This is a genomic window from Breoghania corrubedonensis (assembly GCF_003053845.1).
GTDB lineage: Bacteria > Pseudomonadota > Alphaproteobacteria > Rhizobiales > Stappiaceae > Breoghania > Breoghania corrubedonensis.
Genome location: NZ_QAYG01000001.1, coordinates 544,512 through 564,387, shown reverse-complemented (window position 1 = coordinate 564,387; position 19,876 = coordinate 544,512). Strand labels below are relative to the sequence as shown.

At 64.4% G+C, this 19,876-nt stretch carries 18 protein-coding genes; 5 read left to right on the top strand and 13 right to left on the bottom strand.

What is annotated here, in order from left to right; translation table 11 throughout:
• The first annotated feature begins 151 nt into the window (after positions 1-151).
• Together C8N35_RS02445 and C8N35_RS02440 are read left to right on the top strand one after the other, a co-directional pair.
• Positions 152-388 carry a BrnA antitoxin family protein gene (locus tag C8N35_RS02445; RefSeq protein ID WP_107988025.1) on the top strand — a complete coding sequence of 79 codons (237 nt, stop codon included), beginning with the start codon at positions 152-154 and terminating at the stop codon, positions 386-388.
• 58 nt (positions 389-446) lie between these two features.
• Entirely contained in the window at positions 447-884 is a 438-nt protein-coding gene (locus C8N35_RS02440; RefSeq protein WP_107989024.1) for an EamA family transporter, read from the top strand.
• Positions 885-937: 53 nt separating this feature from the next.
• Here C8N35_RS02440 and C8N35_RS02435 read toward each other — a convergent pair whose 3' ends face one another.
• From C8N35_RS02435 to C8N35_RS02410, 6 genes are all read right to left on the bottom strand, one after another.
• Entirely contained in the window at positions 938-2,035 is a 1,098-nt protein-coding gene (locus C8N35_RS02435; RefSeq protein WP_107988024.1) for an ATP-dependent DNA helicase, read from the bottom strand.
• 385 nt (positions 2,036-2,420) lie between these two features.
• Complete coding sequence (locus tag C8N35_RS02430) at positions 2,421-3,959, bottom strand: malonate--CoA ligase (RefSeq protein ID WP_107988023.1); 1,539 nt, start codon at positions 3,957-3,959, stop codon at positions 2,421-2,423.
• The gene (locus C8N35_RS02425) at positions 3,956-5,350 is read right to left on the bottom strand and encodes a malonyl-CoA decarboxylase (RefSeq protein WP_245926632.1); all 1,395 of its coding nucleotides are present in this window, start codon (positions 5,348-5,350) and stop codon (positions 3,956-3,958) included. Before C8N35_RS02425 ends, C8N35_RS02430 begins: the two co-directional genes overlap by 4 nt.
• A gap of 32 nt (positions 5,351-5,382) precedes the next feature.
• A complete protein-coding gene (locus tag C8N35_RS02420) occupies positions 5,383-6,690 on the bottom strand; it encodes a TRAP transporter large permease (protein WP_107988022.1) in 1,308 nt (435 codons plus the stop codon).
• Complete coding sequence (locus tag C8N35_RS02415) at positions 6,687-7,190, bottom strand: TRAP transporter small permease subunit (protein WP_107988021.1); 504 nt, start codon at positions 7,188-7,190, stop codon at positions 6,687-6,689. Before C8N35_RS02415 ends, C8N35_RS02420 begins: the two co-directional genes overlap by 4 nt.
• Positions 7,191-7,439: 249 nt before the next feature.
• Positions 7,440-8,459, bottom strand: a complete 1,020-nt coding sequence (locus tag C8N35_RS02410) for a TRAP transporter substrate-binding protein (RefSeq protein WP_107988020.1) — start codon at positions 8,457-8,459, stop codon at positions 7,440-7,442.
• A gap of 335 nt (positions 8,460-8,794) precedes the next feature.
• On the opposite strand from C8N35_RS02410, the gene C8N35_RS02405 reads away from it, so the two are divergent.
• A complete protein-coding gene (locus tag C8N35_RS02405) occupies positions 8,795-9,469 on the top strand; it encodes a GntR family transcriptional regulator (RefSeq protein ID WP_107988019.1) in 675 nt (224 codons plus the stop codon).
• A 94-nt stretch (positions 9,470-9,563) separates the two neighbouring features.
• Positions 9,564-9,881 (top strand): hypothetical protein, encoded by a 318-nt coding sequence (locus C8N35_RS02400; RefSeq protein WP_146177333.1) that lies wholly within the window; start codon positions 9,564-9,566, stop codon positions 9,879-9,881.
• Positions 9,882-9,903: 22 nt separating this feature from the next.
• On the opposite strand, the gene C8N35_RS02395 is transcribed toward C8N35_RS02400, so the two are convergent.
• The 6 genes from C8N35_RS02395 to C8N35_RS02370 all read right to left on the bottom strand — a co-directional run bounded on the left by C8N35_RS02395 (position 9,904) and on the right by C8N35_RS02370 (position 15,375).
• On the bottom strand, positions 9,904-10,443 hold the full coding sequence (locus tag C8N35_RS02395) for a cytochrome b (protein WP_107988017.1): 540 nt from the start codon (positions 10,441-10,443) through the stop codon (positions 9,904-9,906).
• Between the two features lie 156 nt (positions 10,444-10,599).
• The gene (ribA, locus tag C8N35_RS02390; protein WP_107988016.1) at positions 10,600-11,742 is read right to left on the bottom strand and encodes a GTP cyclohydrolase II RibA; all 1,143 of its coding nucleotides are present in this window, start codon (positions 11,740-11,742) and stop codon (positions 10,600-10,602) included.
• Between the two features lie 178 nt (positions 11,743-11,920).
• Positions 11,921-12,724 (bottom strand): methyltransferase domain-containing protein, encoded by an 804-nt coding sequence (locus C8N35_RS02385; RefSeq protein WP_170122000.1) that lies wholly within the window; start codon positions 12,722-12,724, stop codon positions 11,921-11,923.
• A complete protein-coding gene (locus C8N35_RS02380) occupies positions 12,721-13,815 on the bottom strand; it encodes a glycosyltransferase family 4 protein (protein ID WP_107988014.1) in 1,095 nt (364 codons plus the stop codon). Before C8N35_RS02380 ends, C8N35_RS02385 begins: the two co-directional genes overlap by 4 nt.
• 7 nt (positions 13,816-13,822) lie before the next feature.
• The gene (locus tag C8N35_RS02375; protein ID WP_107988013.1) at positions 13,823-14,251 is read right to left on the bottom strand and encodes a 6-pyruvoyl trahydropterin synthase family protein; all 429 of its coding nucleotides are present in this window, start codon (positions 14,249-14,251) and stop codon (positions 13,823-13,825) included.
• 122 nt (positions 14,252-14,373) lie between these two features.
• The gene (locus tag C8N35_RS02370) at positions 14,374-15,375 is read right to left on the bottom strand and encodes a zinc-dependent alcohol dehydrogenase (RefSeq protein WP_107989022.1); all 1,002 of its coding nucleotides are present in this window, start codon (positions 15,373-15,375) and stop codon (positions 14,374-14,376) included.
• A 127-nt stretch (positions 15,376-15,502) separates the two neighbouring features.
• Here C8N35_RS02370 and mdoH point away from each other — a divergent pair, with 127 nt between their 5' ends.
• On the top strand, positions 15,503-17,281 hold the full coding sequence (mdoH, locus tag C8N35_RS02365; RefSeq protein ID WP_245926631.1) for a glucans biosynthesis glucosyltransferase MdoH: 1,779 nt from the start codon (positions 15,503-15,505) through the stop codon (positions 17,279-17,281).
• 166 nt (positions 17,282-17,447) lie between these two features.
• On the opposite strand, the gene C8N35_RS02360 is transcribed toward mdoH, so the two are convergent.
• Positions 17,448-19,745, bottom strand: a complete 2,298-nt coding sequence (locus C8N35_RS02360; protein ID WP_146177332.1) for an ATP-binding protein — start codon at positions 19,743-19,745, stop codon at positions 17,448-17,450.
• Between the last annotated feature and the right edge of the window lie 131 nt (positions 19,746-19,876).

Here is a 19,876-nt window from a genome sequence, read left to right as displayed (position 1 = left end):
TGTCCGGGGCGAGCAAGGCAGCTCGGCGGGAGACTGTTAAAGTTGTTCCGGTACTTTCAGCACAGGTTGCGTTGGCCTCGCCATATCGCCGACGCGATGCCTGTGACATGATGGCGAACCCTTCACCACAAGAAGAATCGGAAAACCCGCGATGGCTTCCCACCGCTATACCTCCGCCAAGGATCAGGCCGAGGCGATGTTCAAGAAAGTCACGACCAAGCCCGCCCCGGAAACGCCCGTCCTCAAGCGCAACCCGATCCCGGCGGGCCGCGAAGTGGTCACGATGAAAATCGACAACGACGTGCTCGCCCATTTTCAGGAAGCTGGCCCCGGCTGGCAGGAGCGTATCAACGCCGCGCTCAGGCAGGCGGCCGGGCTGGAGGAATAATAGCTCTTCCCGCTGACGTACCTGATTGGAGCCGCCGCGGGCAATGAAGGAACGTCTGATGAAGGACCTTCTGCTCTCCTGGCAGATATGGGCTGTGCTTGCGGCTTGTTTCGCAGCGCTGACGGCCATTTTCGCCAAGGTCGGGGTGGAGAATGTCGGCTCCGATTTCGCCACACTCATCCGCACTGTCGTGATTTTTCTGGTGCTTGCCGGCATCATTGTCGTCACGGGGCAATATCAGTCGCTGGGCTCCATTTCCGGCCGGACCTACGTGTTCCTCATCCTGTCCGGTATCGCGACGGGGGGCTCGTGGCTGTGCTATTTCCGTGCGCTGAAACTTGGTGATGCCGCCCGCGTCGCGCCGATCGACAAGCTGTCGGTGGTGCTGGTCGCGGTTTTCGGCGTGATATTTTTGGGTGAGCGGCTGTCATTGCCGAACTGGCTCGGTGTGGCATTGATCGGCGCAGGCGCCGTTCTCGTCGCCTATCGTGGCTAGAGCGCTTTTCGATCAAACGGGCCCGTTCGATCGAAAAGCGCTCCAGGATAGCCTCACTTGACGACGGTGATCTTTTCCGCCGCACGCGTCACCGCCGTGTAAAGCCAGCGCGCCTGATGCTCGCGAAACGCCCAGCTTTCGTCGAACAGCACCACGTTGTCCCATTGCGAGCCCTGGGCCTTGTGCACGGTCATGGCGTAGCCATAGTCGAATTCGTCGGAACGGCGGCGTAGCGCGTAGGGCAGGTCGTCGGCACCTTCGGAAAAAAGGTCCGGCACGATGGAAACCCGAACCGACTTGCGCCGCAGACCCTCCTCCGGGGCGACATCGTATTGCAGCTTGCCGCGCTTGGCCGGATGCGCCCGTTTGACCGTCCACAGGCCGCCGTTCAGCAGCCCCTTGGCCTTGTCGTTCCTGAGGCACACCAGCTTCTCGCCCACTTCCGGCATTTTGGACGAATAGCCCATCAGCTCGCGGATGCGGTCATTGTAGAGGCGGCGGGTCTTGTTGCGTCCAACCAGCACCTGATCGGCCGCCAGGATTGCATCGGCGTCGATCTCGCGACGGTGAATGACGCGGCTCTCGCCATAGGTGCCATAATCGAGCGACCTGCCTTCCCTGATATCCATCGAAAGCCGAATGATCGGGTTGTCGGCCGCCTGCCGGTGTACTTCCGACAGCATCACGTCGGGCTCGGCTTCGGTAAAGAAGCCGCCGCCCTTCACGGGCGGCAACTGCGCGGGATCGCCGAGCACCAGAACGGGCGTTCCGAAGGAAAGCAGATCGCGACCGAGATCCTCGTCCACCATCGAGCATTCGTCGATGACGATCAACGAGGCGGAGGCTGCCGCGCTGTCGCGATTGATGGAGAAGGAGGGGCCGTCGTCGTCCTCGTCGGTACCGCGCGGGCGGTAGATCATCGAATGGATGGTGGAAGCGCCGTCGCAGCCCTTGGTCCTGAGAACATGCGCGGCCTTGCCGGTAAACGCGCCGAAGGCGACGTCGCCCTCCACGCCCTCGGCCAGATGGCGGGCGAGCGTGGTCTTGCCCGTGCCGGCATAGCCGAACAGGCGGAAGACCTGCGTGGGGCGGGCCTTCAGCCACGCCGACACCTCGCTCAGGGCTTCTTCCTGCTGCGGCGACCATTCCATGACGGGTTCGCGAATCCTTGAGGGCCGTTAAGGGTTCACGGTTCGTACACCGGGAATGGGGCGCGGGGGAAGGGGCGTGAATTGGAGCGCCCTTGCGGGCGCACTGATTTCTGGATTCCGGATCGGCGCTCGGCTGCGCCTCACTTGTCCGGAATGAGGAAGGTGGGGTTGGGCTTGAAGCTTCACGCACACGCCCTCATTCCGGGCGGTCTGCGCCGAAGGCGCACGGCTAGACCCGGAATCCAGCGCAACAAGTGCGGCGAAGCCGCGCCGGTTCAATTTTCTCCCGCGCGGATGCTTGCACGGCATGGATCCCGGCTCGGAGGCCGGGATGACGGAGGAGAAATAGAATTACATAACCCGATACCATTTGCGGGCTCCGCCCTCACGCCCCCGTAGTCTCCTTGAACTCGGCCCCGTGCTCGTCCCTCAGCACGTTCTTCTGCACCTTGCCCATGGTGTTGCGTGGCAGGGCGTCGGCGAAGAACACGCGCTTTGGCTGCTTGAAGCGCGCGAGCCGATCGCCGATCGCCGCCTTCACGCCGTCCTCTGAAAGCTTCGCGCCCTTCTTTGGAACGATAACCGCCACCACGCCTTCGCCGAAATCGGGATGCGGCACGCCGATGACGGCGGATTCTGCCACCCCGTCCAATTCGTCGAGCACCAGTTCGATCTCCTTCGGGTAGATGTTGAAGCCGCCGGAAATGATCAGGTCCTTCTGCCGACCAACGATATGGACGTAACCGTCCTCATCGATCTGGCCGAGATCGCCGGTGATGAAGAAACCGTCGGGCCGGAACTCCGAGGCGGTCTTCTCAGGCATCCGCCAGTAGCCGGAAAAGACGTTCGGCCCCTTCACCTCGATCATGCCGATCTTGCCCGCCGCCAGTTCCTCGCCCGTCTCCGGGTGCGCGATGCGCAGGGAGACGCCCGGCAGCGGAAAGCCCACCGTCCCGGCGCGGCGTTCGCCGTCATAGGGGTTGGAGGTGTTCATGTTGGTCTCCGTCATCCCGTAACGCTCGAGAATACGGTGACCAGTACGCTCTTCGAACTCCACATGGGTTTCCGCCAGCAGCGGCGCCGAGCCGGAGGTGAAGAGCCGCATGTGTGCAACCAGCGGCTTGGTGAAGTCCTCGCGCGGCAGAAGTCTGGTGTAGAAGGTCGGCACCCCCATCATCGATGTCGCGTCCGGCAGATGCGAGATGATCGCATCCGCGTCGAACTTGGGCAGGAAGATCATCGACCCGCCCGACACCATCACCGTGTTGCAGGCAACGAAAAGCCCGTGCGTGTGATAGATCGGCAGCGCGTGCAGCAGCACATCGTCGGACGTGAAACGCCAAGCCTCCACCAGCGTGCGGGCGTTGTCGAGCAGGTTCGCATGCGACAGCATCGCCCCCTTGGAGCGGCCCGTCGTGCCCGACGTGTAGAGGATCGCCGCGAGGTCTTCGGCGGCGCGGGGCACATTTGCGAAATCGTCCGGCTGGCCGGCGGCGAGGTCCATCAGGCTTCCCGCGCCGTCGGCGTCGAGCGTCCTCAGCGCGGCGGCCGCATCGCGGTCGATCTCGTGCAGGACCTTTTCCGAACGCGGATCGCAGACGATGAGGCTCGGCGCCGCATCGCCCACGAAATAGCCGATCTCGGTCGCTGTATAGGCGGTGTTGAGCGGCAGGAAGACGGCGCCGGCGCGCACCGTGGCGAGGTAGAGCGCCAGCGCTTCCGGCGATTTCTCCACCTGTACAGCCACGCGGTCCCCCGGCTCCACGCTTAGCGCGACAAGCGCGTTCGCAAGCCGGCCCGTCAGCGCGATCATTTCGCCGTAGCTGATCTCGCCGCCGTCTGGGCGCCGGATCAGCGCCTTGGCCGGATCGCGCGGGCTGCCCAGCAGGGCGTCGTAGAGCACGTTGGGGGAACCGTTCGTCATGCCGTATCCTTGTCCTTCTTTTCGATTTCGGGCTTTTTCGCCTTCCGGTCGCCGGAGGGCAGCAGGCCGCGCACCGCGCGGGCCGCCTTGACCTCACGGCGTGTCGCGTAGGCCTCGTGATTGGCCTCCACGTCCCCAAGGTCATAGAGGTAATTCACCATGACCCCCGCCGATTGCGAAAGGCCCTTGGGCGAGGTGTCGCCGAGCCAGTCGATCTGGCGCAGCATCGCGCCGTTGCCGAGGTGAAAGCGCGCGACCGGATCGATCGGCTGGCCGTCCGAGCGCTTGGCGTTGAGGTAGTATTCCGCCGCTAGACCCTTGATCAGCGGTTCGGCCTTGCCCGCGACCTCTTCATCGAGATGCCAGCCATCCGCCGCCGTCAACGCAAGCGCCTGAGCCGCGCGTCCGTCCGGATCTTCCTCCGCCTGAGCCTGGATCCAGCGCGTCAGGCCCGGCGCCGGCGACAGCGTGACGAAGGTCTTCAGGCCCGGGATCTCGTGGGCCAGATCCTCGGCCACCTGCTTGATCAGGAAGTTGCCGAAGGAAACGCCCCTGAGGCCCGTCTGGCAGTTGGAGATGGAATAGAAGGTCGCCGTCGTCGCCTTGTCCGGGCTCAGTACCTCGCGATCCTCCGAAAGCAATCCCTGGATCGATGCCGGGATCTCACGCGACAGCGCCACCTCCACGAAGATCAGCGGATCGTCCGGCATGGAGGGGTGGAAGAAGGCGAAGCAGCGCCGGTCGGCCGGCTGCACGCGGCGGCGCAACTCGTCCCAGGTGTGGATCGCATGCACCGCCTCGTATTCGATGATCTTTTCCAGAATGTGCGCCGGGGTTTCCCAGTCGATGTGGCGCAGCACCAGGAAGCCGCGGTTGAACCATGAGCTGAACAGCCGGCCGAAATCGGCATCGACCCGCTTCAGCCCCGGATTGTCGGCGAGCAATGGCAGCAGCGCCTCGCGCATGTGCACGAGCGCGGGCGTGCCGCCGGGGGCAAGATTCAACCGGCGCAACAGTTCCTGGCGCGGTGGCTCGGTGGCTGCGATCAGTTCGGCAAGCGCCTCGTTGCTATGGTTCTCGCGATAGGCGGCTGCTGCATTTTCCACCCGGTCCGGGTCGGGGTCATACGGTTCGCCCAGCATGATCAGGAAATCCCTGCGCCCCTCGGCATCGAGCGTATCGAAGCCACGCAGGATCTCGCTCGCCAGCGCCACGCCCGACGCCTCACCGCGCGAGGAAAGCAGCGCCTGGCACAACGCCTCCAGGCTTTCGGCGGAGTAGGTGCCGTCGCGCCCCTCCATCAGCCGTGCGCCTCGGCTCACCAGGGCCGACAGCATGTCCTGCAGCATGCTCATGCGCTTCGTTTCTCCTCGTTGTTCGATCGTTGTCATGGCCTCTTCCTTTCCGGGTCGCCGCATCGTGGCTACCCCATCATGGCTCTGGGCAACCATGTGGCGATCTCGGGAAAGACACACAACAGCACGATGCCCAGAACCATGCACAATACATAGGGCAGCGCGCCGCGAAGGATCTGGCCGAGCGTGATATCGGGGGCGATTCCGTTGATGACATAGAGGTTCAGCCCCACCGGCGGGGTGATCAGGCCGATTTCCATGTTGATGGTGAGCACGACCGCGAACCAGTAGGGATCGAAGCCCGCCTGGGTGATGATCGGCATCAGGATCGGTGCCGTCATCAGGATCACCGCGACCGGCGGCAGGAAGAAGCCCGCCACCAGCAGGAAGAGGTTGATAACCCCCATCAGCACCCAGCGGTTGACGTCCAGGTCCGCGATCCAGGCGGCGATCGACTGGGTGATGAACATTGAGGACAGCGTGAAGGAGAAAAGTTCCGAGGCGCCGATGATCATCATGATCATGACGCTTTCCTTCAGCGTGTCGCGCAGCACCATCCATAGCGGCCGCGCCTTCCACAACCGGTAGATCACCATCACCAGCACGATGCAGAAGACCGCGCCCACGCCCGCCGCTTCCGACGGCGTCGCCACCCCGCCATAGAGCACGTAGAGGATGCCGACGATGATCAGCAGAAAGGGAATGACCTTCGGCAGCACCTCGAAGCGCTGGCGCATGGTGAAGCGCTCGGTCACGTCCGAAAGGCCGATGCCGCGGCGCCGGCAGGAGTAGAGCGTCCAGGCCATGAACAGCGCCGTCAGCATGGCGCCGGGCAGAATGCCCGCCAGGAAAAGCCGGCCGATCGAGGTCTCCGTCGCGATGCCGTAGACGATCATGGTGACGGACGGCGGAATGAGGATGCCGAGCGTGCCGCCCGCCGCAATGGAACCGGCGGCGATCTCCTTGGGGTATCCGCGGCTCGTCATTTCCGGGATGCCCATCTTGCCGATGGCCGCGCACGTTGCGGGCGAGGAGCCGGAAAGGGCCGCGAAGATCGAGCAGGCGCCGAGATTGGAGAGCACCAGCCCGCCGGGAACCCGGTTCAGCCAGCGATCAAGCGCGAGATAGAGATCCTTGCCGGCCGGCGAGGAGGCGACCGCCGCGCCCATCAGGATGAACATCGGAATGGAGACGAGCGAGAACGAGGCGAGCCCGCCGAAGAACGTCTCACCGAGGATCGACAGCGAGCCGGTGCCTTCCACGACCATCAGCGTGACGATGGAGACGAAGCCGAGCGCGAAGGCGATCGGCGTGCCGATGGCGAGAAGCGCGATGAGTGCGAGGAGAACCAGCGCTCCGATGGCAAGAGGCGTCATAGGATGGCCTTCCCGTACCCGTTGCCCGCAAAGGGACGGAGGATCTCGGCAACGTATTGCAGGCACAGGACGCCGATGCCGAGCGGCAGCGGTGCCAGCGGGATCCACAAGGGCGGCGCCCAGACCGTGTCCGTCGTCCAGCCGTTGGTCCACGCTTCCTCGAAATAGATCCAGCCCGACCAGGCCAGCAATGCGGCGAAGGCCAGTCCGACGAGCCCGGCCGCCGCGTTCATGACCAGCCGCACTGGTCGCGGCATGGCATTGGGCAACAGATCGACATTCACGTGCCCACCTTCCAGCAGCACAAAGGGCGAGCCGAGAAACGTCGCGGCGACGAGCGCATAGATGACGAACTCGGTCTGCCAGACGGTCGATCCGTTCAGCACGTAGCGCACGAACACCATCTGGCACACGACGAGCGCCGCGCCCGCGACCAGCAGGATCGCAATGACGCCAAGGACGCGCGAAAGGCTCGAAACGAGGGAGATATAGGCTTTCATGAAGGGGTCCTGACGCGGGCCGAGGCTCTCGGAAGTTGGACGTGTTCCGGGTTGGGGCGGCTTGCGCCCTCCCCCCCCCCCTTGCGGGGGAGATGTCACGCTCTTGCGTGACAGAGGGGGGTAAGGCGGCAAGTTCGGTGCGAGCGGCTCACCCCCCTCTGTCGGCCATAGGCCGACATCTCCCCCGCAAGGGGGGGAGGGGAGCAAGCCTCGGACGCTCGGGTACCCGCACCATCAGGCGGCTTGTCGCTATTCCACCGCCAGCGCTGCGTCGATCATCGCCTGGCCGCCTTCGACCTTCTCCGCGAAGTTCTTGTAGGAGGTCGCCTTCGCGATCTCGAGCCAGGCCTGATAGTCGTCCGAGCTCATTTCGACGACCTCGACGCCCGCGTCCTGGAAGGTCTTGACGAGCTTGTCGTCCAGCCCCTTGGCCTCGCCTGCGAAGTAATCCTGCGCCACCTTGCCGGCCGCCATCAGCGCGTTCTGCTGTTCCTTGCTCAACTGGTCGAAGGACCGCTTGGACATCAGGATCGGCTCGTACATGAACCACAGCGCGTTGGCGCCCGGCTTGGTCAGGCACTTGGTCTGCTCATAGAGCCGGTAGGAAACGAAAGAGCCCGACGAGGTGTTGGCCGCGTCGAGAACGCCCGTCTGCAGCCCGGTGTAGATCTCCGACGACGGCATGGAGGCGATAGAACCGCCGGCACCCACCAGCATCTGCTCGAAGGCGGGCCCCGCGGCGCGTGTCACCTGTCCCTTGATGGTGTCCGGCGAGGTGATGCAGCGCTCTTTGGAAGCAAAGGCGCCGGCCAGCCAGGCGTCGGAAAGCACCACCACGCCGGCATCGTTGACGACCTGCTTGATCTGCTTCATGAATTCGGAGGAATTCAGCCGCGCCGCGCGCTCATGGTTGCGCACCAGCCCCGGCATCAGGGTTACGGAGAATTCCGGGTGACGGCCCGACGCGTAGTCGAGCGGGAAGGCGGCGATGTCGAGCTGGCCCTTGACCATGGCGCCCCACTGTTCCTTGGCCTTGAACAGCGACTGGCCCGGATAGACCTGGATCTTCAGGCCCACATCGGCCTTTTCCACTTCGCGCGCCAGGATCTGCACCATTTCGTCGCGCACGTCGCCCTTGCCGCCGGGCCACTGGTGCGAGGCCTTGAGCGTGATGTCGGCGGCCGAGGCGGCGGCGATGAGGCCCGTCGCCCCAAGAGCAGCGGTGATGGCGGCCACAGTGATGCATTTCCGCAAGGCGGTTGTCGGCATGTCGTTTCCTCCCGCCGGTCGTTGCCGGCATTTTTATGACGTTGGGTAAAGCCAGCTTGACGGAGGCATGCACACAGAGTCAAGGTTCTTGTATACAGGAAGCAGGATTAAAACACTCGATGGGATGCAGAACGGTTCGTGAGAAACACCCGGACAGACGAGATGAGCTTGTTGGTCTGGACTAAGGGCGAAGCGGGACTTGAAAATTGGTGTTTTCCGCAATGTCGCTTTCGGGAAAGCGAAATCTGTTTTCGTATCCGGTTTGAACGAGCCTGCAAGATGGCATGGGATTGCGCGAGGGCCGTCCCGGGTGAGGGGCGTCGAGGGATGTGCCTATGAGTGAGCGGATTGCCGACCGGCTGCGTGATCAGCTTGAACAGGATATCCTGACGGGGACCTACGCCCCTGGCGACCGGCTCGACGAGGTGAATCTCGCCAGGCGATTCGAGGTTTCGCGAACGCCCATCCGCGAGGCGTTTCAGCATCTTGCGGCGTCCGGGCTGGTGGATCTCAAACCCCGTCGCGGTGCCTTTGTCCGCCGACCTTCGATTTCGGAAATCATCGAGATGTTCGAGGTGATGGCCGAGCTGGAGGGCATGTGCGGCCGTCTCGCGTCCCGCCGCATGACCGTATCGCAAACGGCGGAGCTGAACGAAGCGCTGGAGGCCTGCGAGGCGGCCTGTTCGCGCGGCGAACTGGATACCTACTACTACGCGAACGAACGCTTTCATTTCCTGGTCTACAGCGCCTGTGGCAACGGCTATCTCTGCGCCCAGGCGACGGCGCTCCACCGTCGGCTGAAACCCTACCGGCGGCTCCAGCTTCGCGTTCGCGGCCGTGTGCGCCGTTCGCTCGCCGAACATCGCGCCATCGTCGATGCCATCGTCAATGAACGGCCGCAGGAGGCCGAAGCCATTCTGAAGAGCCACATCCTGATCCAGGGCGAGGGCTTCAACGATCTCGTCGCGGGTCTGGAACGCGAAAAAAATGGCTTTGCTGAAACGGGCTAGGACGCAAGACCTTGGAGAAAGGCCAACCGGAGTGAAGCGGACACGGCTGTCCGCCCGGTGGAGCGGCGCGCGGCTGCGACGATCAATGTCACTCTTGGCACTCCACATTGAAGGGCTGAACACCTATATCGGACTCATGCGCCCGATCATCGCCCTTTTGCTGCCGCTGCTCGTCGCCCTCGCTCTGGGCTCGGTGGCGGTCGCCCAGCTTTCGCCGAGCGGGGCGGAACTTTTGCAGCGCCAGCAACAGCAGACAGACCAGGCCTTGCGCGACTCCCTGCGCCAGCGTCAGCAGCAGATCCGCGATCGCCAGCAGGACGAGATCCGCCGCAAGACCAACGAGCTCATCCGCCGGCAGAGCGTCCCCACCTACGACCGCCAACCCTTCGTGCGTCCGCCCGCCAACCGTTAGACACGCGCCGAATCCGACCGACTCAAGCGCCCGCCACCATCCGCATCAAGGTTCGGTCGCGGCGGATGAAATGGTGGTAAAGCGCGCCGGCGATGTGCATCGCCACGAGCGCCGTCATGGTCAGTCCCAGTGTCTCGTGAAGTTCGAGGAACGTGTCGGCGACGGCCTTGTCCTTGTCGACGATTGGCGGCAGCACGAACAGCCAGAAGACGGTGATTTTCGCGCCAAAGGCCGATGTCCCGATCCAGCCGACGATGGGCTGGACGAGCAGCAGCGCATAGAGCAGGAAATGCACCACCCGCGCGACGATGCGCTGGATGAGCGGGATATCCTCGATGATCGCGGCTGGCGGCGACTTCCAGCGCCACGCGAGCCGCGCCACGGTAAGCACGAAGAGCACCACCCCGCACGAGCGGTGATAGTCGAACAGGAAATTCTGGATCGCGCCGGATGGGGCGCTCAGCATGACGAACCCGGCAGGGACCATCGTCAGCACCAGCGCCGCGGTGATCCAGTGAAACGTCCGCGCCGCCGCGCCGTAGGCGACATCATCTTCCAGCATTCGGTCTCTCCCCTCCGAAGAATGGAGGCGAGACTAGCGGAAATCGCATATTCTGTCGTTAGGGTATGCAGTGTGCGCGGCGAAGAATATCTTCATTCCTCTCCACCGATGCGCCGGGATGGCTTCTGGGCTGCCGCTCTGTTCAGGGAGACCCCGCTACACCGTCTCCAGCAGGCCTGCCGTGCCGAGCAGATGCCCCGCGCGGCGCGCCTTTGTCTCCAGGTAACGGCGATTGTCCGCGTTCGCCTTCGTGACCACCGGCAAACGGTCGGAAATCTCGATTCCGGCCGCCGCGAGGCCGGTGAGCTTGGTCGGGTTGTTGGTCAACAGCGTGATGCGCTCCCAGCCCAACCGCTTCAGCATGAAACCGGCGGCATGGTAGTCGCGCTCGTCGTCGTGGAAACCCAGCACCATGTTGGCATCGACCGTGTCGAGCCCCTGATCCTGCAGCGTGTAGGCGTGCATCTTGTTGGCAAGCCCGAGCCCGCGTCCCTCCTGATCGAGATAGATCAGGCAGCCGCCGCCAAGCTCCTCCAGCCGGTGCAGGCCGAGCTGAAGCTGCTCGCCGCAATCGCAGCGCCGGGAGCCGAAGATATCGCCGGTGGCGCAGGAAGAGTGGACCCGCACGGGCAGGGGGGCGGTCGCATCCGGTTCGCCCACGATGACCGCTGTGGCGATGCCGCCGATGGCATTGCGGAAGATGACGAAGCGCGAGGCGATTCCATCGGCGATCGGCACGCGTGCCTCGCTCACCGGCTTGAGCGTGGCGGCCAGCCGCGCGCGGAAGACCTCGACATCTTCCGTTCTGACCGTGATCAGCGTTTCGTCGTCGTCGGTCGGCTCGACCGGTCGGGAAACGAGGCAGGCGGGAATGCGTTGGGCGAGCTTGGCAAGGTCCACAGCGGTGCCCGCGGTCCGGCCCGCAGGCGTGAAGGACGGCACGGCGTCGGGCTTCAGCGCGGTGGCGATTTCCATCACTCGTGCCATGTCGGGGCCGCCGGCCGAGATCGACGTGACCGGGGTGAGAACAGCGCCGTCATCGGATTCGGGCGTCAGCTTCATCATCCGCGCGCGCACGCCGGAGATCACCAGATCAGCCTCCCCACCGCAAAACCCGTCGACGAAGGCAGCCATCTGATGATCGTCGCTGCCGTCGAGCGCCAGCACGAAACGAACGCCGTCCTCGCCGGTAAGGGCAAACGGCCGGTTTCCCTGAATCTCGCCCAGTGCCCTGTGCACCGCTGTCAGGATCGGATCCCCGAAGCTCAGGGAGGAAGAGGCAATGTTTTTTTGAAGCATCACATGCGTTTCGTAACTGATGGCCAACGAAATGACATCGCGGCGGTGAGCAGGCAGCGAACCCCGTATTCGACCCGTCTGTCGCCCGCCGGTTCCGTAAGGGCGGCCACACTAGCAGAGGCCGCGCACGAGCAAAGGCACATTTGGAACACGCCAATGTGAACGCCGACCTGGCGCCTTATTCCGGAACCGCGAAAAGGTCCTCATGACCGACGCGAATGCGCGATGATCCGGCCTCTATCATATCGAGGCGGAATTCTCTCCATGCCTCGAGGTCGTTGCTCGCCAGTCCGCCGATTTCCTCCGCGGCCTTCGACCAGCCCTCGACCAGTTCGCGTTGAAAGATGGGTTCGCTTGTCCGGCAAATCCAGTCCGAGCGCGCCCGGGAGACGCGGAAACCCGCATTTTCAAGGCATTCGCAGACCCGTTCCACCGCGTGCGGTCCCAGTGCGGGACCAAACCCCTTGTCCTGCCGCTGGTGGCGGTTGACAAGATCCGTGACCGTCTCATCGAGTGGATGCGAAGGCTCCGCGCCCATCCGGCCATCGTAAGTGAGGGAGGCATAGAATGGCAGCCGGTTTTGTGACAGCGCCGCGACGAACCGCAGCGCCCAGTCGTGCGATACGAGATCGAGAAAGGCCGATGTGGTGACGAGATCGGCATCGCCGAGCACGGACCCCGGCCCGGCGGCAAGGTCGGTGGCGACCGTCTGGAGATCGGCGATGCCGGAAAATCCGGCACATTCCGCGCGTGCGCGCTCGAGAAGCACCGGATCGTGATCGACAAGCCGCCAGCGCTGGTTGTTGCCAAGATGCGGGCTCAGCGCGCGCAGGCTCGAGCCGGTACCGCACGCCAGATCGACGATCAGAGGCGCATCCGCGTCGGCGAGAACACCGACGGCGGCGTCGAGGATTTCAGGTGCCCGCGCCCGCGCGTCGGCGGGTTCGCGCAAGGCAAGCCATTGGGCTGAAAATCCGGTCAATGCGGTGTGCTCCCCGGTTGTGCAAAGCGCAGGACGGCCTCCGCGAAAACCTCTGCGGCTTCGGCCCAGCTCGGCAAGGTTTCCGCGACCACCCGCGCACCGGCCGCAAGGCCTTCGCGATAGGGCGCGTCTGACAGCATCCGGCGCAGCCCCTGCTCAAAGCCCTGCCGGTCATCGGGCGCGAAGACGAGGCCCGCCTCTTTCGCCACCGTGTCGGCGACCGCGCCATCGCCCGTCGCCACCACCGGTATTCCATGTGCGATCGCTTCGGCGAAGACCATTCCATACCCCTCGTAACGGCTGGCGAGCACGAAGATATCCGCCTGCTGGTAAAGCGCGTTCAGCCGCTCCCGTCCGACTGTGCCATGCAGGGTCACGCGCTGCGAAAGTGCAGGATCGGACACCTTTTCGCGGATGCGGGCCGCGCAGTCGGGATCGAAATCCGGGCTGCCGGCAATATCGAGATGGAAGGGCAGGTCCGTCATGCCCGCCAGTGCTTTCAGAAGGATCTCGTGTCCCTTGCGCGGCACGAGCGAGCCGACTGCGAGGAGCCTGATGGCAGCGCCTTCCGGCCGGCGTCGGGCACGCGTTGGCACCCGGTCCGTACCCGGCCGCACGATCGCGATCCTTGCGCGTGGAACGTCGTAGTCGGTGATCAGAACGGATGCGGTCGCCGGACTTGGAACGATCACGCCGCGTGTTCCGGCAAGCGCCTGCCGTTCGCTCATCCTGAATGTTTCGGCCGTGTCGCGGTCAAGGCCGCTTTCAAGCGCCAGCGGATGATGGACAAGGCCGATGAGGGGGCGTTGCGAACCAAGCGCGGTCGACGCCTCCGGCAGCACGCCGAGCGCAAGTCCGTCAATGACGACGGGAACTGATTCCGTCAGACTGGAGAGCCGCGCATAGGCACGGTTGCGCGCCTGCGTACCTGCAAACGGAAAAGCATCGCCCAGCGAGACCGGCTCCACCGACCAGCCCCGCGCGACGAGCCCGTCGATGATGCGGCGGTCGTATTCATAGCCGCCGCTGGGCGTTTCGATGTCGCCGGGATAGGCGAAGACAAGCCGTCCCGTCCCTCCACTTGCGCTCATCCGCGAGCTATCCATTGTCCTGCCCGCTGGGGTGGGGCGCTATCGGCGCTTCATACCAAGCGCGTGCAACGTGGCTTTCCGACAGGGTCACGCGGATACTGCCGATTTCGTTGCCCGGGCGTCCCAGCCCTCCGGCGCGTGCCACCTCGCTGAGTTTCGCGTGGATATGCCCGGTCAGGAATTCCGTCGTGGTGTTGATGCCGGCGAATTCCTCGACGTCATCGAGGTTGCGGTAGTTGAGCGGCGCGAGGATGGATTTCAGGGCCTCGTGCGCGCGGCCGATGTCGATGACGACACCGTTCGCGTCGAGCGTCTTGGCAAGGAAGGCGGCATCGACCACGAAAGTGGCTCCGTGCAATGCCTGGGCCGGCCCGAACAGGCTTCCGGTAAAACTGTGGGCGATCATGATGTGATCGCGGACTTCGACGGCAAACAAGTGCGCACTCCCTGCAATTTGAAATCTGATCGCGGACCTGGTGGATCGTCCGCGCGGATTGTTCGAACGGGCGATGAAACACAGCGGCGGCTCGTATTCGCCGGGCTTTCCCTCGGATCTTTCTACGCCACCCCGTAATCCACCACCTGACAAAGCACGCCGCTGTTCTTGTCGAAGATGCGCGGCAGGGTTTCGGGCAGGGTGTGGAAGGTGATCGGTTCTTCAAGAAGCGCATCAAGACGGGCATCGTCAAGAAGCGCCATGGCGGCAGCGTTGCGCCGCGCGAAATCCCAGCGCGCGTTATGATCGGCGGGAATGCGCCCGACCTGGCTCGCCGCGAGCCTCAGCCGCCGGCTGTGAAAGGCGCCGCCCAGCGCCACGCGGATGGAATTCTCGCCATACCAGCTCAGCTCCAGCACCGTCGCATCGTCGCCGGCAAGCGCAAAGGCCGTCTCCAGACCCGCCTCGCTGGCGCTTGCATGGATCACGAGGTCGTTATCGCCACGTGCGCTTTTCGGATCCGCGAAGGCGAACCCCAATTGCCGCGCAATCGCCTGTCTCGCCGGGTTCACGTCGACAAGCTGTACCGATGTCGCGGGAATTTGCGCGCACAGCCATGCCGTCAGCAGCCCGACGACCCCGCCGCCGACCACGCTAATGTGATCGCCCGGTGCTGGTCGGGCGTCCCACACGGCGGTTAAGGCTGTCTGCATGTTGCCGCAAAGAACTGCTCTTTTCGCCGGAACGGCATCGGGAACGGGCGTGGCCGCCGATACTGGTGCGTCGAACAGGGTCTGGTGAGGATGCAGCACGAAAACGCTTCTGCCGAACCATGCGGAGGGGCCGGAAACGACACGGCCGACGCTCTGGTAGCCATATTTCACGGGGAACGGAAAATCGCCAGCCTGCATCGGCGCGCGCATGCGCTGCCATTCCGCCCGTGGCACCTCGCCGGCGAAGACGAGGCTCTCCGTGCCCCGGCTGATGCCGCTGGCGATGGTCTCCACGCGAATGTGATCGGGCGCGAGCTTCCCCAGCGTCTCGTCGCGTATTGCGGTGCAACGGGGGCCGATGTACCAAAGCGCTTCGGCCTGCGCGCCGTCGAACGTATTTCTTTCAGCCATAGCCGTTTTCGTTCCTTCGCCGAAGCCGGTCCGGCCTCAAGGCAGGCCCGCCCCCATTTCGAGTGACCCTGACATGAGTCTCGCCGACGCGTCCCGTGATCGATCCTCACCTTCTTCGCACAGCCGCATGGTCGGCCGTCGCGTTTTCTTCGCAGCGCTCGTCGGCGTGAGCCTTTTCGGTCTTGCGGCGCTGATGTTCGCCGCCATGCGCCGTGGCGGTATCCTGCCGGTGGAAGGCGTCCTGCTCGCCCTTTTTCTCGTCACGCTGCCCTGGCTGGTGATCGGCTTCTGGAATGCGATGATCGGGCTCGCGCTGATGCGCTTTTCCCGCAATCCGGCAGCCAGCGTCAATCCGCTGTTGCGTGACGAGGACCCGGCGGCGGCGCTGACAACGTCCACCGCCATTCTCGTATGTCTGCGCAACGAGGAGATCGACGGCGTTTTCCGTAACGTGGAGACGATGCTCGAAGGGATGCTGCTGGAAGGCGTCTGTTCGCATTTTCATCTCTATCTGCTCTCCGACAGTTCCTGGCAGGACATTATCGAGCAGGAGGAACGTCTCGCTGTCTCCCTCAAGGCCCGTTGGGGCGGGGACATCTCGGTCACCTATCGCCGACGCGAGGACAATCACGCCTTCAAGTCCGGCAACATCCGGGATTTCTGCGAGCGTTGGGGCGCGGCTCACGATTTCGCCCTCGTGCTCGATGCCGACAGCTACATGGATGCCTCCGCCATTCGCCGCCTCGTCCGTCTGATGCAGCGTCACGAAACGGTTGGCATTCTGCAAAGCCTGGTGGTCGGATTGCCGACGATGAGCGCCTTTGCCCGCATATTCCAGTTCGGCATGCGGCTCGGCATGCGCTCCTACACGCTGGGCTCCGCCTGGTGGCAAGGCGATTGCGGGCCCTACTGGGGGCACAATGCCCTCATCCGGCTGAAGCCCTTCATCGAGCACTGCCATCTGCCGGAACTCTCCGGGCGCGGCCCCCTGTCGGGCCCGGTACTCAGCCACGATCAGGTCGAGGCCGTCCTGATGCGCCGCGCCGGCTACGAGGTGCGCGTGATCCCGGAGGAGGGGGGCAGCTTCGAGCAGAACCCGCCCGACCTCATCGAGTTCATCCGCCGCGACCTGCGCTGGTGCCACGGTAACATGCAGTATCTGAAGCTCCTGGGGCTGAAGGACCTGCGTCCCGTCAGCCGCATGCAGCTCGTCCTCGCCATTTTGATGTTTGCCGGCTCTCCCGCCTGGGTCGCCTTCATGGTGCTCTCCGCCGGGCTTGCGATCGTCTACGACGACGCCACCCGCAACTTCGACCCGGTGCTGGGCGGGGCGCTCTTCGCCTGTGTCATGACCATGGTCTTCGCGCCGAAACTCGCAACCGTCGCGGATATTCTGGCAACGCGCGCGCGCCGCAAGGCTTTCGGCGGAACTTGGCGGATCCTCACGAGCGTTGTGGGTGAAATCGTCTTCTCCATGCTGCTGGCTCCCGTCATGGCGATCGCCCATACCGTCTTCATCGCCAAGCTTTCGCTCGGGCGCGGCGGTACCTGGTCGGCCCAGCGGCGCGGCCTGCACGCTGTGCCTTACGCAAGCGCGATCAGGCGGCTCTGGCCGCAAACGCTGTTCGGCGTGGCTGGCGTCGTCTGGTTCTCGTCCTTCGTCGCGCCGATCCTTGTCCCGGCGCTGCCGGTCATTCTGGGGCCGCTCGTCGCTATCCCGGTGGCTCGCTTCACCGCCTCGCTCGCCTGGGGGCACGCTGCCCGCGCAAGTGGCCTGTGGCGAATTCCGGAGGAAAGCGCGCCAACATCCGATTTGCTGAAGCTCGCATTGCCGGCCCTGCCTCCCGCCGAAGCGTTGCGGGAGCCAGTCGCAGGCTACCCCAAGGCACCGCAGGCTGCGGAATAGGCGCGCCCTGTATCGCCTCGGCGCGCCACTGACACATGGCTGGGCCGATCAGGCGGTGGCGCCCTCCAGCAACATTTCCGGCGACGCCATGTCGGTCCCGTGTTCGTAAAGGCGGAAAAGCCGGTTTCCGCAAGCTGAAATCCCTCCGCCGTGTCGCCGGTGCGGATCAGTGCGCGACCCTTGAGCGCTCGTGCCCGACGGCCCCGGAAGGACAGAGCGCGGCTGCTGCGGAAACCGGGTGCCGTTTGCGCAGCGTCTCCATCATCTCCACCGTGCCAAGTGCGATCAGCGCCTCCATCTCGATCGCCGTCCTCTCCTCATGCACGCCGCGCGGTTTGTCGCGACAGGCTGGGTCCGGGCCTGTCCGTGGCGCTGCACCGCTTCTTGCGGTGGCCGATCCGCCCGCCGTCCTGCGCGCCAGTCTCAATGCCTCCTCGTAACACGCGCGCGCTTCCCTCAGGTCGGAACGCACGGCTGCCCTCTGGCCGGCGGCGAGCCAATAGCGCGCAGCGGTGTCCGGTTGCCCGGCCTTGAAGGCGTGATGGGCGAGGAGTTCGGCTGTTGTGTCGGGCGTTTCCTCCTTCGCCTTTTCCTCAAGCAGCTCCAGAAGACGGGCATGGATGTGCCGCTTGTCTTCACGCCACAATCCGGCATAGGCGGCATCATGCACCAACGCGTGCTTGAAACGGTAGGTGATGTCCTGATCGCAGGTCACGGGGCAGATGATGTCCGCCTCCACAAGGCGTTCGATCGCTTCCTCCAGCATGTGCGCCAGATCGGTCCGCGCGACGGGAACGATCGTGGTTCCCACACCGACTTTTTCGAAAAGCCGCGTGAGCGTCGTCTTGCGGAATTCACGTCCGATACAGGCCGCGACTTGCGCGACCCATTTGGGCGAATGGGCTCCGGCTGCGCCGAGCCGCAGGCGGTCGAGCCGGGCGGAGAGCGAATCGCGCAAGGTCTCGGGTATGTTGTCGCTAGGTTTTCCGATCGCGAAAGGCTGGGCGAGCAACGCGCGGTCCCCGGCCTTGTCGATGACCGTTCGCGTCAGCTCCTCGATGAAAAGCGGCACGCCGTCTGAGCGCTCCACGATACGCGTGATCCAGTCACCGGGAAGGCGGCTCGCGCCCGCCCTGCGCGCGACGCTGCTCACGATCCTTGCGGAATGCGAACGGCTCAGTCTGTCCAGCGTGACGGACTGGCAGTTTCGGGCGGCTTCAAGTCCGGCGAGGGGGGCTTCGCCCGGCGGGTGCGGGCGGAAGGTCGCAATGATCATGACGGACCCGTCTGTTGCCGCGCTCGACAGTTCCTCCAGCAGTTTCAGCGTTGCCGTATCCGCCCAGTGCAGATCCTCCGCGACGAGGATGACGGGATATCGGCGCGACATCGCGATCAGACAGGTGGCAAGCAGCGACGTCGTGCGCTGGCCGATGTCCTCATGTGTCAGGATGTTGAGCAGGGGCAGACACTGTGCCGCCGGCAGGTTGACGAGACGGGCGAGCAACGGCACCGAATAGCCGTCGCGAATGCCCAGTTCGGAGAGAAAGGCACGCAGGCAATGAACCATTGCCTCCTGTGTGTCTGTCGCGCGGAGCCCGATGAGCCGGGTGAAAGCCACCGCGAAAGGATGGAGCGCGGTGCGCGCATGCAACGCGGAGCATTGCAGCTGGATCTCGCGCCGGCCATCGTCGCCAATGCCTTCCAGGAAATGCCGGACCAACCGCGATTTGCCGATACCCGCATCGCCCTTCACCAGCACGAGCTGGCCTTGGCCCATACATGTCCTGCGCCAGGTTTCGCACAGCAGAGCCTGTTCGTGGGCTCGGTTCACGAAATCGGTCAGCGATCCCGCGCAGCATCGCTCGAACCGTGTGGGCCCGCAGGTCTGTCCCAAAGGTTGGTACACTGTCATCGGACCCGGAAACCCCTTGAAACGGACGGTGCGGGCGGGCGTGAAACGGAAATCGTTGCGGGTCAGGCGGAAGGTCGTCTCGTCGACCAGCGCCATGTTCTGTCCGGCGCCTGTCTGCAATCGCGCCGCAAGGCTCGGCGCTGGGCCGAGAAGCTCCAGACCGCCGGGATCGTCGGCGCGGTTGTCGACGATCGCCACTTCGCCGGTCGCAACCCCGACGCGAAGCCGCAGCCTTGCCCCTTCGCTGCGATCATCGTCGCTGTCTTCCGTATGGTTTTCCTGCTGCACACGGGCCAGAACGCCAAGCGCGGCCATGACGGCGCGGCTGGCATTGTCCTCGTGCGAGGCGGGATAGCCGAAGCAGCAAAGGATACCGTCGCCCTTGTGGTGGCAGATGATGCCGCCGAAGACGCGTACCGTGTTGCGGACCGTTTCGCGATAGCGGTTGATGACCGCCCACAGGTCTTCCGGCTCCAGCGCGCACGACATGGCTGTCGATTGCACGATGTCACAGAAGACGACGCTCACCTGCCGGCGTTCGGAGGTATTCACGTACGTCCGTGTCCGTGCGGCTTCCTGAGAAGTGCTCAACGGCAGTAACCCGACCTGGTGCGGTTAATCCGATGTGCACAACGAATATCGCGCCGCTCGACCTGAAAGGCCGCGGCCGCTGTTTTTTCCGT